At 41.4% G+C, this 12,901-nt stretch carries 14 protein-coding genes and 1 tRNA gene; 4 read left to right on the top strand and 11 right to left on the bottom strand.

All coding sequences use genetic code 11. From position 1 onward, the window contains the following. Nucleotides 1-25 precede the first annotated feature (25 nt). Complete coding sequence (locus CAP51_RS03790) at nucleotides 26-592, top strand: L,D-transpeptidase family protein (protein WP_087619408.1); 567 nt, start codon at nucleotides 26-28, stop codon at nucleotides 590-592. 64 nt (nucleotides 593-656) lie between these two features. Here the strand turns inward: CAP51_RS03790 and CAP51_RS03785 are convergent, their stop codons facing one another. The 4 genes from CAP51_RS03785 to queA all read right to left on the bottom strand — a co-directional run bounded on the left by CAP51_RS03785 (nucleotide 657) and on the right by queA (nucleotide 4,561). After that, a complete protein-coding gene (locus CAP51_RS03785; protein ID WP_087619407.1) occupies nucleotides 657-1,598 on the bottom strand; it encodes a Dyp-type peroxidase in 942 nt (313 codons plus the stop codon). A gap of 166 nt (nucleotides 1,599-1,764) precedes the next feature. Then, nucleotides 1,765-2,337, bottom strand: coding sequence for a LemA family protein (locus tag CAP51_RS03780; RefSeq protein WP_087619406.1), 573 nt, complete (start codon nucleotides 2,335-2,337; stop codon nucleotides 1,765-1,767). Between the two features lie 107 nt (nucleotides 2,338-2,444). Beyond that, nucleotides 2,445-3,500, bottom strand: coding sequence for a hypothetical protein (locus tag CAP51_RS03775; protein ID WP_087619405.1), 1,056 nt, complete (start codon nucleotides 3,498-3,500; stop codon nucleotides 2,445-2,447). A gap of 20 nt (nucleotides 3,501-3,520) precedes the next feature. After that, nucleotides 3,521-4,561: a tRNA preQ1(34) S-adenosylmethionine ribosyltransferase-isomerase QueA gene (queA, locus tag CAP51_RS03770; protein ID WP_087619404.1), complete on the bottom strand. Its 1,041-nt coding sequence runs from the start codon at nucleotides 4,559-4,561 to the stop codon at nucleotides 3,521-3,523. 188 nt (nucleotides 4,562-4,749) lie between these two features. Here queA and CAP51_RS03765 point away from each other — a divergent pair. After that, nucleotides 4,750-4,836, top strand: a tRNA-Leu gene (locus tag CAP51_RS03765). 169 nt (nucleotides 4,837-5,005) lie between these two features. Then, on the top strand, nucleotides 5,006-6,115 hold the full coding sequence (locus CAP51_RS03760) for a tyrosine-type recombinase/integrase (protein WP_087619403.1): 1,110 nt from the start codon (nucleotides 5,006-5,008) through the stop codon (nucleotides 6,113-6,115). Nucleotides 6,116-6,203: 88 nt separating this feature from the next. Here CAP51_RS03760 and CAP51_RS03755 read toward each other — a convergent pair whose 3' ends face one another. Next, nucleotides 6,204-6,410 (bottom strand): hypothetical protein, encoded by a 207-nt coding sequence (locus tag CAP51_RS03755; protein WP_087619402.1) that lies wholly within the window; start codon nucleotides 6,408-6,410, stop codon nucleotides 6,204-6,206. A 2-nt stretch (nucleotides 6,411-6,412) separates the two neighbouring features. Then, nucleotides 6,413-7,246, bottom strand: coding sequence for a Rha family transcriptional regulator (locus tag CAP51_RS03750; RefSeq protein ID WP_087619401.1), 834 nt, complete (start codon nucleotides 7,244-7,246; stop codon nucleotides 6,413-6,415). A gap of 519 nt (nucleotides 7,247-7,765) precedes the next feature. On the opposite strand from CAP51_RS03750, the gene CAP51_RS03745 reads away from it, so the two are divergent. After that, nucleotides 7,766-8,692: a hypothetical protein gene (locus CAP51_RS03745; RefSeq protein ID WP_087619400.1), complete on the top strand. Its 927-nt coding sequence runs from the start codon at nucleotides 7,766-7,768 to the stop codon at nucleotides 8,690-8,692. A 35-nt stretch (nucleotides 8,693-8,727) separates the two neighbouring features. On the opposite strand, the gene CAP51_RS17320 is transcribed toward CAP51_RS03745, so the two are convergent. Genes CAP51_RS17320 through CAP51_RS03720 form a run of 5 tightly spaced genes read right to left on the bottom strand, consistent with a single transcriptional unit; the run spans nucleotide 8,728 to nucleotide 12,853 of the window. Further along, complete coding sequence (locus CAP51_RS17320; protein ID WP_087619399.1) at nucleotides 8,728-9,291, bottom strand: hypothetical protein; 564 nt, start codon at nucleotides 9,289-9,291, stop codon at nucleotides 8,728-8,730. 12 nt (nucleotides 9,292-9,303) lie between these two features. After that, entirely contained in the window at nucleotides 9,304-9,582 is a 279-nt protein-coding gene (locus CAP51_RS03735) for a hypothetical protein (protein ID WP_087619398.1), read from the bottom strand. 7 nt (nucleotides 9,583-9,589) lie between these two features. After that, nucleotides 9,590-9,808 (bottom strand): hypothetical protein, encoded by a 219-nt coding sequence (locus CAP51_RS03730; RefSeq protein WP_087619397.1) that lies wholly within the window; start codon nucleotides 9,806-9,808, stop codon nucleotides 9,590-9,592. A gap of 4 nt (nucleotides 9,809-9,812) precedes the next feature. Next, nucleotides 9,813-10,109: a hypothetical protein gene (locus CAP51_RS03725; RefSeq protein ID WP_087619396.1), complete on the bottom strand. Its 297-nt coding sequence runs from the start codon at nucleotides 10,107-10,109 to the stop codon at nucleotides 9,813-9,815. Nucleotides 10,110-10,111: 2 nt separating this feature from the next. Then, on the bottom strand, nucleotides 10,112-12,853 hold the full coding sequence (locus tag CAP51_RS03720) for a toprim domain-containing protein (RefSeq protein ID WP_087619395.1): 2,742 nt from the start codon (nucleotides 12,851-12,853) through the stop codon (nucleotides 10,112-10,114). Between the last annotated feature and the right edge of the window lie 48 nt (nucleotides 12,854-12,901).

Here is a 12,901-nt window from a genome sequence, read left to right as displayed (position 1 = left end):
GCTGCCAGCAGCGGAAAAGAGATAGATGAAAAAACTTATTATTTTATTGGTTCTATTGATTGTTGCAGTGTTACTTGTGCTGCGATTCAATCAATTTATGCCGAGTCCGACAACCGAGAAAACAGCAATACAACCCGTAGATTGGCAACATGTTGTGGTTGATAAGGTTGAAGTCTATAAATCCAGACGGGAACTTAAGCTATTACAGCAAGGGCAAGTGATAAAAACCTATAAAATGCGTTTGGGCTTTGAACCAGTTGGTCATAAAACTACAGAAGGAGATGGTAAAACACCTGAAGGCCTCTATCGACTAGATTGGCGTAATCCTAATAGCCAATTTTATAAATCCCTGCATATTTCTTATCCCAATGCACAGGACCAAGCGCAGGCTAAGGCTCGAGGTGTGAGTGCAGGCGGTGATGTTATGATTCATGGATCGATGAAAGCTTTGGGCGGCGCAAAAGGTCAGCCACTTTACCATTACTTGCCAGCCAAAGACTGGACATGGGGCTGTATTGCGGTGTCCAATGAAGATATGGATGAATTGTGGAATCAAATTAAAAATAACACACCCATAGAAATTTTTCCTTAAGCTATGGGTGTTTTAGACCATGAATATATAAAAGAAGTTTGAATCATCCGCTACAGGTTATATGTTAATCATCACCTAGATCATCAAGAAAATCATAAGTTGGGACAAAGAATAAACAGCCCGAAATTGGTGTACTGAAATCCAGTAAGCGATCGGTAAAGCCTTCTTCGTTGCCACTAAACATGTTTTTTAGCATGGTATGTGTGACACTAAAACTTTTGGCATAGCCAATAAAGTAAGTGCCATATTCATTGCTTGAGGGCTTGGCAAAGGCCACATTGGCACGCAGGATTTTGAGTTCGTTGCCATCGGCATCATGGGCTTTACTGACATTATTATGGGCAGTTTTTGGTTTTTCTTCATCACTCAGTTCAATATCATCAAACTTGCGACGACCAATCACCTTTTCCTGTTCTTCGGTAGAAAGGGCGCGCCATTTTTCCATATCGTGTAAATATTTCTGGGTAAAGGCATAACTTCCATGCTTAAACTCAGGATCTTCATCACCGACCAAGGCATAATCGGCGGCAATTTCACTTTCTGGGTTTTCTGTCCCATCCACAAAACCAATAATGGCACGACCATCCAAATATCTAAAACCATGCGTTTCATCTACTGCGCTTGTTGCATCATGCAATTGCTGATGAATGATTGAGGCTAGCTCAAAACAAATGTCCTGGCTATCGGCACGTACATGGAAAAATAAATCGCCCGCAGTGGAGACCGCCACATATTTTTTGCCACGAATTTCTTGAAATGTTGCCAGTTCTTTCGGTTTCGGCTGATTGGGGAACAGGCGATCCCATGCATCTGAACCAAAACCCATCACTGCATTAAAATGACTTTGTGGAAAACGCTTGCTTAAACTCCGCACGATGGCAGTAAATCCGGCTGCAAAGTCAATCACGCTATCAAGCGCATCCTGATTTTGATTAATGGTCAAAATCATAAAAAGTGCATTTTCACCTGGAGGATTTGTAACTGGCTGGATTCTTTCACTTGGCATAGTTTATCTCTCTAAGTTCTTAAATTGTGGTCGCTTAGGCTGTTCAGCATATTCTACAATGATCATATTAATCAATAAAACCAGATATTGCGCTGACAATTTTAAAATCTGGTGATGGTGTCTTCATTTTATCTCAAGACTGACAATCAATTTTTAAATCCTTATTTTAACCATGAAAGTTGGGCTTATAGTCAAAACCGTTATTCATTACGCGATCCTGAAAAGGTTTTAATGCTTTACGGTTTAAAGTCAGACTATTGACTACATTGTTTGGGAAAATCTGGATACTGTTATTAAAGTGCTCAACATTACGATTAAAAATACTGATGGCAGCCCCAACATTTTCATTTTGTTCGGTAATTTCATGCATTAGTTTTTGATAAATTTCGTTGGCTTTTAGTTCTGGATAGGCTTCGACCTGTACATGAATGCCATTAAGTAACTGTGAGGTTTGCTGTTCAATTTGTTCTAGTTGGCGTACATCCTGTTTATCGCTGTTTAAATTCAGGATGTTTTGTCTTAAGGCGCTAATTTGTGTCATGGTGGTTTGTTCAAACTCGCCATAACGATCAATCAGCGGTTGGAGATCATCGAGTATTTTGACTTTTTGACGTTCGAAACTGGCTACATCTGCCCAGGCACGTTTGGTTGCATTTTCATTTTTGACAATATTATTGCGAATCATGATAAAGATCACCACAATGAATATGATGATGATCAAGAAAATTAACGTCCCCATAAATACTCCCCAATTTGTTCAAATTTGAACTTTAATGAATTTAAAGAAACAACAATTCGGTATTCCCGTTATTATCGAGTGTTTCCTTTGGTGTCAACAAAGCTTAGTTAATGTAGCAAATTCTCATCTCTAAAACTACGAATGATTGCGGTTAAACTATGCTGCATTTGTTCATAATGAGGGGCTTGTAATGTTCTTAAATAGCCGCGTAATTGGGATACATCGGTAATATTTTTTGCAGGTTTTTTACATTCAAAAATATTTTGTCGGCTGAGATAACAAAAGGCTTGCATTTGCTCATGAAAGACCAGTCTGCCTTTCATATGCTGTAAATGATTGGCGAGGGTCAAAGTTCGTAGTGGACTTAAATTTTTTGCCAGTTCAAATTCCTGTTGCCCATACAGGTAAAATCTTTGATTAAACTGAATGTCACTACTGGTCCAGCGTACCGGATAACGCTCATAATTGACATTTTCACTACTAATGACCAGTGCCAATGCTGGCATATCAAATACACATGCGCCCCAGCGTGGCGTTTCGATTCTTTTACGAATTTCCTCACCTTTTTGATTGCGAATAACAATCTCGGATACCGCAATATAATGTAACAGTAGAACAGGGTAGTTATGTCCATCGATATGCCAGTGTGTTGCGGCATATTGTGCAATTTCATTGCCAGCGTTGCCTTCATTTAGACAAGGGAACCCTTGAGTGACCTTTGCCAGCATATAGGTCTGGTTCATTGCAATGTTTTGATCAATTGTAGGGAATTCTGAAAACTTAATATCATACTGGGACTGAAAAACGCTGTCTTGAAGTAGATTGATCATATCCTCGACTTCACTTTGTTTATCAATTGACAATAGAGCATAAGCGGCGAGGAAAATTCCCACAATCCAGCACAATAGTAATGGAAGACCAGTTTGGTAGAGATACAGTGTTGAACCAACCAGCAGTAATATACTGATACCTAATAATAAATAGCTAAAAGTATTGTTGTAACGTAGAGAAATTGATAAGCGCCAAGGATGCAGAGCATCCAGTACCTCCTGTTTGGAGGGATTTGACAGGGCAATATTGCGTAAGCGATGAATATTATTCCAGACTTTTTTATTCATACGCTGGTGAAAGTGCCAGCGTTCCTGCAAATGTTCTAATGGCATAATTGCTCTTCATTGTATATTTATGCGTGTTGTAGGCGATCTATCAGCATTGCATCACCATAACTAAAGAAGCGATATCGCTGTGCTACAGCATGCTGATAGGCGTTCAGGATATTGTCACGATTTGATAAGGCAGATACAAGCATTAACAGCGTTGATTCGGGTAAATGAAAATTGGTAATCAAACGGTCCACCACTTTAAAATCATATCCGGGATAAATAAAAATCTGAGTATCACCAGACCATGCAGCGAGTTTCCCACCATGTGCCTGTGCTGCACTTTCAAGCGCACGTGTCGCTGTAGTCCCAACGGCAATCACTTTATTACCACGAGATTTGGCTGCCAAAATCGCATCGACTGTACTTGCGGGGACTTCGCACCATTCCGAATGCATCACATGATTTTCAATATTATCCACCCGAACAGGTAAAAATGTACCTGCTCCGACATGTAAAGTCACAAAATGTTCTTGAATCCCTTTGTCTTGTAATTGTTTTAATAATTTCTGGTCAAAATGCAAACTGGCAGTAGGCGCGGCCACACTGGCCAGTTTATTGGGATCATGAAAAACAGTCTGGTAACGCTCGGTATCAATTGCTTCTGCTTCACGATTAAAATAAGGCGGAATTGGCAATTGTCCATATTGTTCCAACACTTCAAGCACAGGTTGAGAAAACTCAACGATAAATAAATTTTCATGCCGACCCTGCACCTTGGCTGGGATAAGGTCTGGCCCGATAAAAATTTCCACACCTGCTTTTGGTGCATTGCTGGCTTTGATATGACAGTAGGCTGTGTTGGGCGAGGTTAAACGCTCAACCAAAACCTCAATGGCCCCGCCAGATGCGCGCTTACCTTTTAAACGGGCCTTCATTACTTTGGTATCATTGAGAATCAGGACATCACCTGTATCGAGTAAATCCAGTAGATCAGTAAAATGCTGATCATGAAATTGTCCCTGAGCATCCAGATGCAACAAACGGGAAGCACTGCGTTCTGCTAAAGGATAATGTGCGATGAGTTCTTCGGGTAAATGATAACTAAAGTCGGAAAGTTGCATGTGCGGTTAATATGGATAAAAAGACAGGACGTATTATAGCGATTTTCTGCCATCATCGGGTAAAGTCGTGCAAATGATCGGCGATAAGCCAATGATTTCGTGTAAGTGTTGTAAAAATAAACAAGAGAGCTACCAAGATATTGACAACCTCAAAGAACGGCGTATTATGTGCAGCACATTCCTACCTTCCCGAGGTGGTGAAATTGGTAGACGCGGTGGACTCAAAATCCACTGTCAGAGATGACGTGTCGGTTCGAGTCCGACCCTCGGGACCACTAGGAATAAACAGTTTATTACGCAAAACCCCGAAGCCTTGATATATAAAGGCTTCGGGGTTTTGTCGTTTTAGGGGTTTCGGTTTTTTTCGGGTATTTTTAGGTATATTTCGGTATGTATCTCCGCTCGATTTCCGCTTGATTCCGCCAGTGATTTAATGGATGTTTTATGAGCCAATCTGTTTATCAACGTAAGAATGGAAAATGGAATGCTGATGTTGCTATAGATGGCGAACGTCGGACAAAAAGTTTTGATCGAAAAAAAGATGCTCAAGAGTGGGCAGTGCTTTCCGAGAGAGATCTTATTTTAAATAAACGTACTCGTGACGCATTGGATAAACGGAATATTGTTTTGACTGTGGCCGAGGCTTTACGACGTTATGCAAGTGAAGTATCGGAATTTAAGAAAACTGGTAAAAAAGAGAAGCAACGGATCCGTTATTTTATTGATACTTTACCAAATACGGATTTTCCACTGGTAAAGTATCGTGCTGAATATCTGGTACAGTATCAAGATATGGTAATGAAGCGGTCGATCAATCCTTTATCTGCATCGACTGTATTGCGTGATTATTCGACGCTGTCTGCATTTTTTAACTGGTGCCGCAGGGATAAGGGCTGGATTGATTTTAATCCTGTAGAAAGCGTTAGAAAGCCAAAGAAACCGGCACATCGTGTCCGTCGTGTTGAGCTGGATGAAGTGGACAAGATCCTGACAGCTTTAAATTATGTTCCTGGTACTGTGCCTACTACGAAGATGCAGCAAGTGGGCTTGATTTGGCTCATTGCGATGGCCACGGGTATGCGGTCGGGGGAAATTGTCGGTCGGAAGATTGAGGATATTTTACTGGATCGGGATTGTGTGATTCTTCCGGATACGAAAAATGGTACCAGTCGAGTTGTACCGCTTGATGACTATGCAAAGGATCTGTGGATCTTGGCTCTGCGGATCCGCAGAACGAACAATTCAAGCAAAGTTTTTTCTGTTTCTGACGGCAGCCGTGATACGTTGTTTAGAAAAGCCCGGACTGTGGCCAAGCTTGATGATGCAGATCTAACATTCCACGATAGTAGGCATGAGGCGGCAAGTGTGATGGCCAAGCGGATTAAAAATGCTTTAACTTTATGCAAAATCTTCGGTTGGAAGGATCCTAAATTTGCTCTGGTCTATTATAATCCGACAAATGATGAGATCGTGGACGAGCTTAATCAAAGTAGATTTAATCCTTTGTATCGGAAAAAGGTCATAAAGGTAACGGATTATCAAAGGCTGTCGTAATTGATTGTTTTTATAGTGTGATTTTGGATTGTTGGAAAGGTAACTTTCGGGTGTAAAAGCGGTAACGGGTGTTACCGCTTGGTGTGATTTAAAGAGGTGTCATTTCGTCCTGTACCTGTTTTAGACGGAATTGGGCTTTGTCCAGTACGGTGATGAGGTCGCCTTTGGATAGGTGGGCGACATGATCACTGGTGCCGTCCATACCCATAACTGCGATCATGTTGAGGGTGGCTCTTACTTCGTCTATGAGGTCGGCATGGGCTTGGGTGATGCCGAATTCGATTTGTTTTGTCATTGTTATTCTCCCCGATGCTCAATCATATTTTTTGGGGTGCTAAATACCCAGCATTTGCAGGTTTTTCCTGTTAAACGACTACTGACTGCCTGATTGCTTTGCATAAATACAGGGTGTGGTTGATGGCTGTTGAGTAGGGCAGTGGTGAGTTGTGGGCGTGGTGGTAAGCCTTCTATGATTTGGTAGAGGTTGACTAGGCTTAGGGCAATGCTGTGTGGTTTTCTGCTGTGGTTGAGTTTGTCCAGACCGTAGTTGTGGATTGCACTCCAGAAGCTATCGAGTGTTTGCTGGTGGATAAGATTGTTTTGATCCAGTGTGAGGCATTGCAGGGGCAAGGTTTCCCGATGGATTTTGTTGCGTGTGTACCAGATGACTTCGACATCTTGGATGATGCCTTGCTCATCGTGGTTGAATTGGGTGATGGTGAATAGTGGGCTGCCTGAATTAAGCTGTACTTTTGCGCCGATGTGCAGTTGATTTGGGTTGTGTTGAAGGTTGTATAGGGTGGCTGCCATTTGATTAAAGGCGTTGATGTAGTCTGTTTTGAACTGTAGGGCCTGTTTTCCTGTAAAGCCCATGACTAAAAGTGTAAATCCATCTTTGGTCAGGTTATATGCAGGTGCTTGTTGTGTTCCACCCTTACCATTTTCATATTCAGCGATTACCTCCTCAAAATTGAGGAGGTAAAAATCGGAATCACATTCTGATTTTAAGTTTTCAATAGCACGTATTACATTGTCATGTCGTTTTGCAAAAATTTTGGCGACTTTTAGGCTGTTAGTTTTGATTTGCTGGTTTTGGATAAAGACGGCATCGTTGAGGTCAAGTGTGTTCATACGCTTGCCCCTTTGATTGTTGTGATGATTCTTTGGATGAAAGTTGGTTTTTGGGCAAAGTTTGGGGATTGAATACGTTGATAACAGATTCTATCGAAATGACTTTGAGTTAGGCGGATTTGTGCCTGTGTTGATTTATTCATTATGGCTTTCCTTTTGAAAGGTTTTTATAGCCACCAAATCTGCGAAAACTTGGTGGCAGACCGAATGAGGTTCGCAGTACCGTCAAAAGGAACGGCAGGCTTTCGCCTCCCCATCCGATCTACCATAACGAAAGGTGTACGGATTCTTCAGATAAAAAAATACCGCTTGAGCAGCGGATTCTATCTGCCTTTTGATTGCGAGCTGCGAAACTCGACCACTCATGTGGAGTGGTAAAATTATCGTAGTAGACCTTGAAGTTTTTGTCAACGCCCTTAAATAAGTTAGGTTGTTATTTTTCTAACAATGTTGAAGCTATAACTAAAGATTAGATCGGTAACGGCGTTAATTTAAACTTGAGTAAGTGAGTATTTGAATATGCAACAAAATGAAATTGATGAGTCCTTAAAGTTAATTACTGCATCTGATGCAAAAGTTAATTTAGAAACACTGATCCCCTATATTAAATCTAAAGTTGAAGATTATTTAGCTGCACATGCTGCGTCAGAATCAACTTTGGTATTGTCTGATCTGTTGACTAAAGAAGATTATGATCAGAATTGGGTAATTGCTCAGTGTCATAGTATTTTAAGTTATATTGATTTGTTTTATGCCGACCATTTTCTGAATGTTGTTAAAGAACGTGATCTTGCTGAGGTGACAAAAGAATTTATTTTTACGTTTAAAGCGTTTAATGGAGACCTTAAACGGCTAAATTTGAATGTTATATATGATGCACGCACAGACGAAATGTTAGGCGAGATATTTGATAGTAACTATGTTAGTGCTCAAAATGCTTTCGTAACAGCAAAAATGCAGGCTTTATACGCGGGATGTCCTTCTGCAGGTACAGCTGAGTATCTGGCAAAATTGGTTCCATTTATGATTCGACAAGCTCTAGAGCTTAAAATTAAGTCTGAAATGCTTGGAATTGCATATGCTGTAACCAAAAACACAGATAATAGCTTTAAATCTAAACAAATTATGATTAGTGAATGTATTGACTTTTTGGGAGATCAAGGAGCTACATTTTTTAATTTACCTGTTGAAATCAAGGTAGAGGACTTAAAAATAATTAACAAATGGTCGAATAATTTTATTCATACGGGCTTACATGAGTATTCATGGTTAGTTAAAACAGCTATTGATGTAATTGAGCCTTTATTTTCAATTAAAGAAAATGGTGAGATTAGTACTGATGGCTTCAAGTTTAGGTCTGAGCAATTTAATTTCGATAGTTTACATAGTGCGTTGCAAAGTAAGTTTGGTCAAAATGTGCATTTTGCGATATATCAGTCAGAATAATGGATAGTTTAGAAAGGGGCAAAAGCCCCTTTTCTTTATTTAAATAGATCACCTTGTTCACCATCGGGTTGATAGCCAAGCTCTGCCAGTTTGCTTTGTAGCATCTTGCTAAAGACCTGCTTTTCCTGTCCGATTGCCATTTGGCGCATTTTCATGATCTGCATGAGTTCGTTATGGGTGGATTTGCCTTTTATAGCGATGCCGTCAGTTTCGTAGTCATGTAGGACTTTTGCCCATTCGATTTGTAGCTGTAGTAGCTGCTCGGCTGCGGTGACATTTCCCATTGCTTTCATGATTTTGGTATTAATACGAGCAAGATAAAAATATGCACGGTCAAATTGAATATGAATAACATCATCTGGGGTGGTAGGGCTACCACCTTGAGCAGCAATAACAGGGCTTTTGAACTGTTTTATTGCATATAAAAGTATATTTTCCTCATCTAAAAGGCTCCTTTTTGCTGTTCGCCAATCTACACCAGCGAGGTCAGTTAGGTATTTTGCAGGTACATAGTTGATATTGTTCCATGTAATAATTGGAAGTGTACAACCATGAAAGTAGATGATGTCTGTGATTTTTGCGGTAGTTTGAGTGGTCATGTTGGTTGTTCCTTAATATGAAATAGTCTGTTTATCAAATGCCATAGCGTATTTGGTCACATCACTGGCTTTCCAGCGTGGGACATAGGTATCTTTGGTGGGTAGCATTCGTGCCGGTGGGAACTGCTTGTGGTTCATGATGTGTTTTTTGGTGTAGTCAAGGCTGTAACCAAAATAGGCAGCGATGTCATGTTCGTCCCAGAGTTGTTGATCCAGAGGTATGGTTGGACGATGGGCGATTCTATCGACCATTTTGTTAATGATCTTTTCAAGTTGGGATAGGTCTGCCATATTTTTTTTAACCTCTCGACAATACGCTGGCCAGTGCAAGTGAAATGACAGTAGCCAAGGTGGTTATGCTGAGAGATGCAATCAGTGCATGTAGGAAATTACGGCTTATCCAGAAACAGACCAATAGCATCACAAATGCCATACCAAGTACGGTAAGCATGATTTTTAGTGCAAATGGGTCATATAGCGTTGGTATGAGTACGATAAGTGCATTAAGATATGACATGGCTTTAGTCCTCTAAGGCTAGACTTTCAGGGTCGATAAATGGCAACTCATTCGGATTGAAAAGATTGGCGTCTGGAGATCCGTTTGAGTTGTCGATTTCTTTTTTGATTCGATTAGCTAGATCTTGAATGACCGCTAATGTTTGTCGTGTTGCGCCGTATAAATACGGATAGTTTTTTGCATTTGTCTTTACTTCATCTTCAGCAACAATATTTTCGAGTATTGCGACTGTTTCATTGATACGAATAATTAAGTTATCAAGCGCATAGGCTTTAAACTGTAGATCCTCATTTTGCTTCATGGTTATTTCCCCTTGGCTTGAAGTAGGTTCGGATTGGTAAATATCCAGCATTTAACGGTACGGCGACGGTCGGACACTTCATTGTCTGCATCGACGTTTTTACTGGCATCCGCTGGATAGCGGTTTGAGCTGACAGCTCGGTTGGTTTCGATAAATTTGTACTTCTGTGATGTCTTGAGTAGATCTTTGATCAAAGTGATGTCCGGCAGCTTCTGATAGTGCTGTGCCGCAACTTTGTAGATTTCGTTGAGATTGATTGCGACGGTCTGGGCATCGTGATCATGATGGTTGAGGCTGAATTGAGCCGATCGACCAGATTGCAGATATTCAAAGGCTTCCCAAAATTGCTCGACTTCTTTGCAATCACCATTCAGCTGATCAACCCGGGCTTGTGCCATTTCCATGAGCATGTCCTGGGCTTTGGCCACTTCCTCATAATCTAGTACACCATCAAGTACATGCTCGGCCAATGCTTCAACCAGTGCTGCAACTTGTGCATGGCATAAAGCGATCCGGGTATGGGTAATGCCGGCACTGTGGTATTGGTCCTCAATGCTTTTTAAACGATCTTGGTAGGTTTGCAGGATTTCGTTTTCTTTACGCAGGCAATGGGTCATGTAGGTGCATGTATCTTCAAGATCCATGCGGTCAAGCGTATCGACAATACGTTTGGTTTCGAGTGACTGGCCTTTCCTGTCAAAAAACAGGTGCAATGTACGGGTCAAAATCGCTTCTGATGCAGCAATGGACGTATTTTGGCTGATCATGATTGCGCCACGGAAGGGTGGCTCATACGTTTCATTCCCTGCATTTTTGATACCTTTTGAACGAATTGCACGACCGTTAAATGCATCCTTCAATTCGTCCCAGCTAAATTTGGCTTGTTTGACGCTATTGCCCTGTTGATCGTTACGGTCGCCCTCAATCAGGACGACGGGTAGGTTGGAGATCTGGGCAAAGTTACGATAGACGGCAACGCTGGTGGCTTTGTTTGCATCGAAGCCTTCGTAATTTTCACGGCCGGATAATTTCCAAAGGAATTCGATTAAACGGGATTTACCTGCACCAGCTTCACCGACGATTTCGATAAATGGATATGAGCTATGAATGCTGCGGATCTGCTCGGCAAAGTAAGATCCTGTCCACCACGCAAGAGTGATTAAACCTTTGCAACCACGAACACGGTAAAAGTCTTTCCACCAGGTCGGTTTAAATTCTTTTTTCGGATTGATGGTGATGACTGGGGATTTGGCCAGCGACTTGAGTTCAAGCCGTTTAATCTTGAAGTAGTCGTGTTCGTTAATGCCGATGATCTGGCCATCGTGGACAGCATGCTGTGGAAAAATATAGGTTCGGTATTCGCTGGAATAGCCGATAAAGTCTGTGGTTTTTACTTCTTTAAGTCGCTCCGTTTTGCGTTTGATAAAAAATTCAAGTTGTTGATCTGTGCCTGTCCACATTGCACCAGCCATGATTTGCATGGTTGCATCTTTGAATTTGCTACGGCTGCCGATTTCACTGGCTGTAAACTGGGTCTTTTTTTCGGCCCATTGGCTTTGCATGTTGAAGTAATACCAGGACTCGCCTGTGACTTCGTTACGTTCAAAATAAAGCGGTTCGATCTGGGCATTACAGATCTCGGTGACGGCTGCACTATCACGCAATGCCTGTTCCCGTTTTTTCTCGTCAAGCATTTCTAAAAAACTAGGTTCTTTTTCAATTTGCTCTAATCGCTTTGAGTATTTGTCGTAATCTAGATTGAACCAGTACAGGCGTAAGTTGTGATTAAAGAAAAAGGTTTTGGTACGACCTTCTTTAAAGTTATAAATAAGCAACCCGGCTTGCTCGGCGGTTTCTGCAATGAGTAATTCACCGTAATGACGGTATTTAACCCGTTCTTCACTGTGTAATAGATCGTGTAAAAACAGGTCGTTCCAGTCGAAATTACGACCTTTAACTTGGTACGGTGGCAGGGCAGCGGAAGATGACCATTTTTGTTGTAATGCTCGGATATGAAATTTTTTGATGGCATCTTTGCCGGCTTTGTCGTTGTCGAATGCCCAGATTAACCGTGGCTTGTCGATTTTTAACTCGTGGCAGCGGTCTTCGATCTGTTTGAGTAATTTGGAAGGGTAGTTGCTGGTGGACATGCTGGCAATTGCAGCTTGGCCGGAATGTACCAGGGCGATTGAATTAAATATGCCTTCGCTAATCCAGATGCTTTGCGCTTTACACAGGTTGTCGAGATCAAGTAATGACCAAGCCAGACCTTCATATTTGCCGATAAAATTGGCTTTCTGACGGCCAAATCGTTCTGGGCGGTCGATAAAGCGTTCCCAATAAACCCCTTCAGCTATTTTAAAACGGACAGTACCGGTATAAAGCCCTGGATATTTTTTCTCGTTGCTGAAGGTTTCCTGGGTGTATAAACCTTTAAGCTGTGTTAGATCAAAACCCCGGCCATGTTTGAGGTAGGCATCGGCTGCGGCATGTGGATTTATGTCGGTTTTTGGAAATTCTTTTGACCAGTCTTTGAATAAATCTTCACAGATGTCTTTGACGTGTTCTTCGTAGCCGCATTTATTTAAGCGACCGCATTTGACGATGCGTGGTTTTATTGCATGGGTGTAGCATTCTTTTTTGCTGCACTGCGGGCAAATACCTTCCCTGTACCATTCGCCTTGCCGCTTAAACTTGAAGATCTGGTTTAGACGGTCGTCGATGCGTCTTGATATATCTGACATAAATACACTCTATTGCAATGAAACGTATATGTTTTTTTGTAATTTGTA

The organism is Acinetobacter populi (assembly GCF_002174125.1).
Taxonomy (GTDB): Bacteria; Pseudomonadota; Gammaproteobacteria; order Pseudomonadales; family Moraxellaceae; genus Acinetobacter; species Acinetobacter populi.
The sequence above is the reverse complement of the archived record's forward strand: the minus strand, read 5'-3'. Positions and strand labels throughout refer to the sequence as shown.

Bases quoted from the DNA above. Each gene is read 5' to 3' on its own strand.
- CAP51_RS03790 (WP_087619408.1), top strand. From the start codon at position 26: ATGAAAAAACTTATTATTTTATTGGTTCTATTGATTGTTGCAGTGTTA.
- CAP51_RS03785 (WP_087619407.1), bottom strand. From the start codon at position 1,598: ATGCCAAGTGAAAGAATCCAGCCAGTTACAAATCCTCCAGGTGAAAAT.
- CAP51_RS03780 (WP_087619406.1), bottom strand. From the start codon at position 2,337: ATGGGGACGTTAATTTTCTTGATCATCATCATATTCATTGTGGTGATC.
- CAP51_RS03775 (WP_087619405.1), bottom strand. From the start codon at position 3,500: ATGCCATTAGAACATTTGCAGGAACGCTGGCACTTTCACCAGCGTATG.
- queA (WP_087619404.1), bottom strand. From the start codon at position 4,561: ATGCAACTTTCCGACTTTAGTTATCATTTACCCGAAGAACTCATCGCA.
- CAP51_RS03760 (WP_087619403.1), top strand. From the start codon at position 5,006: ATGAGCCAATCTGTTTATCAACGTAAGAATGGAAAATGGAATGCTGAT.
- CAP51_RS03755 (WP_087619402.1), bottom strand. From the start codon at position 6,410: ATGACAAAACAAATCGAATTCGGCATCACCCAAGCCCATGCCGACCTC.
- CAP51_RS03750 (WP_087619401.1), bottom strand. From the start codon at position 7,246: ATGAACACACTTGACCTCAACGATGCCGTCTTTATCCAAAACCAGCAA.
- CAP51_RS03745 (WP_087619400.1), top strand. From the start codon at position 7,766: ATGCAACAAAATGAAATTGATGAGTCCTTAAAGTTAATTACTGCATCT.
- CAP51_RS17320 (WP_087619399.1), bottom strand. From the start codon at position 9,291: ATGACCACTCAAACTACCGCAAAAATCACAGACATCATCTACTTTCAT.
- CAP51_RS03735 (WP_087619398.1), bottom strand. From the start codon at position 9,582: ATGGCAGACCTATCCCAACTTGAAAAGATCATTAACAAAATGGTCGAT.
- CAP51_RS03730 (WP_087619397.1), bottom strand. From the start codon at position 9,808: ATGTCATATCTTAATGCACTTATCGTACTCATACCAACGCTATATGAC.
- CAP51_RS03725 (WP_087619396.1), bottom strand. From the start codon at position 10,109: ATGAAGCAAAATGAGGATCTACAGTTTAAAGCCTATGCGCTTGATAAC.
- CAP51_RS03720 (WP_087619395.1), bottom strand. From the start codon at position 12,853: ATGTCAGATATATCAAGACGCATCGACGACCGTCTAAACCAGATCTTC.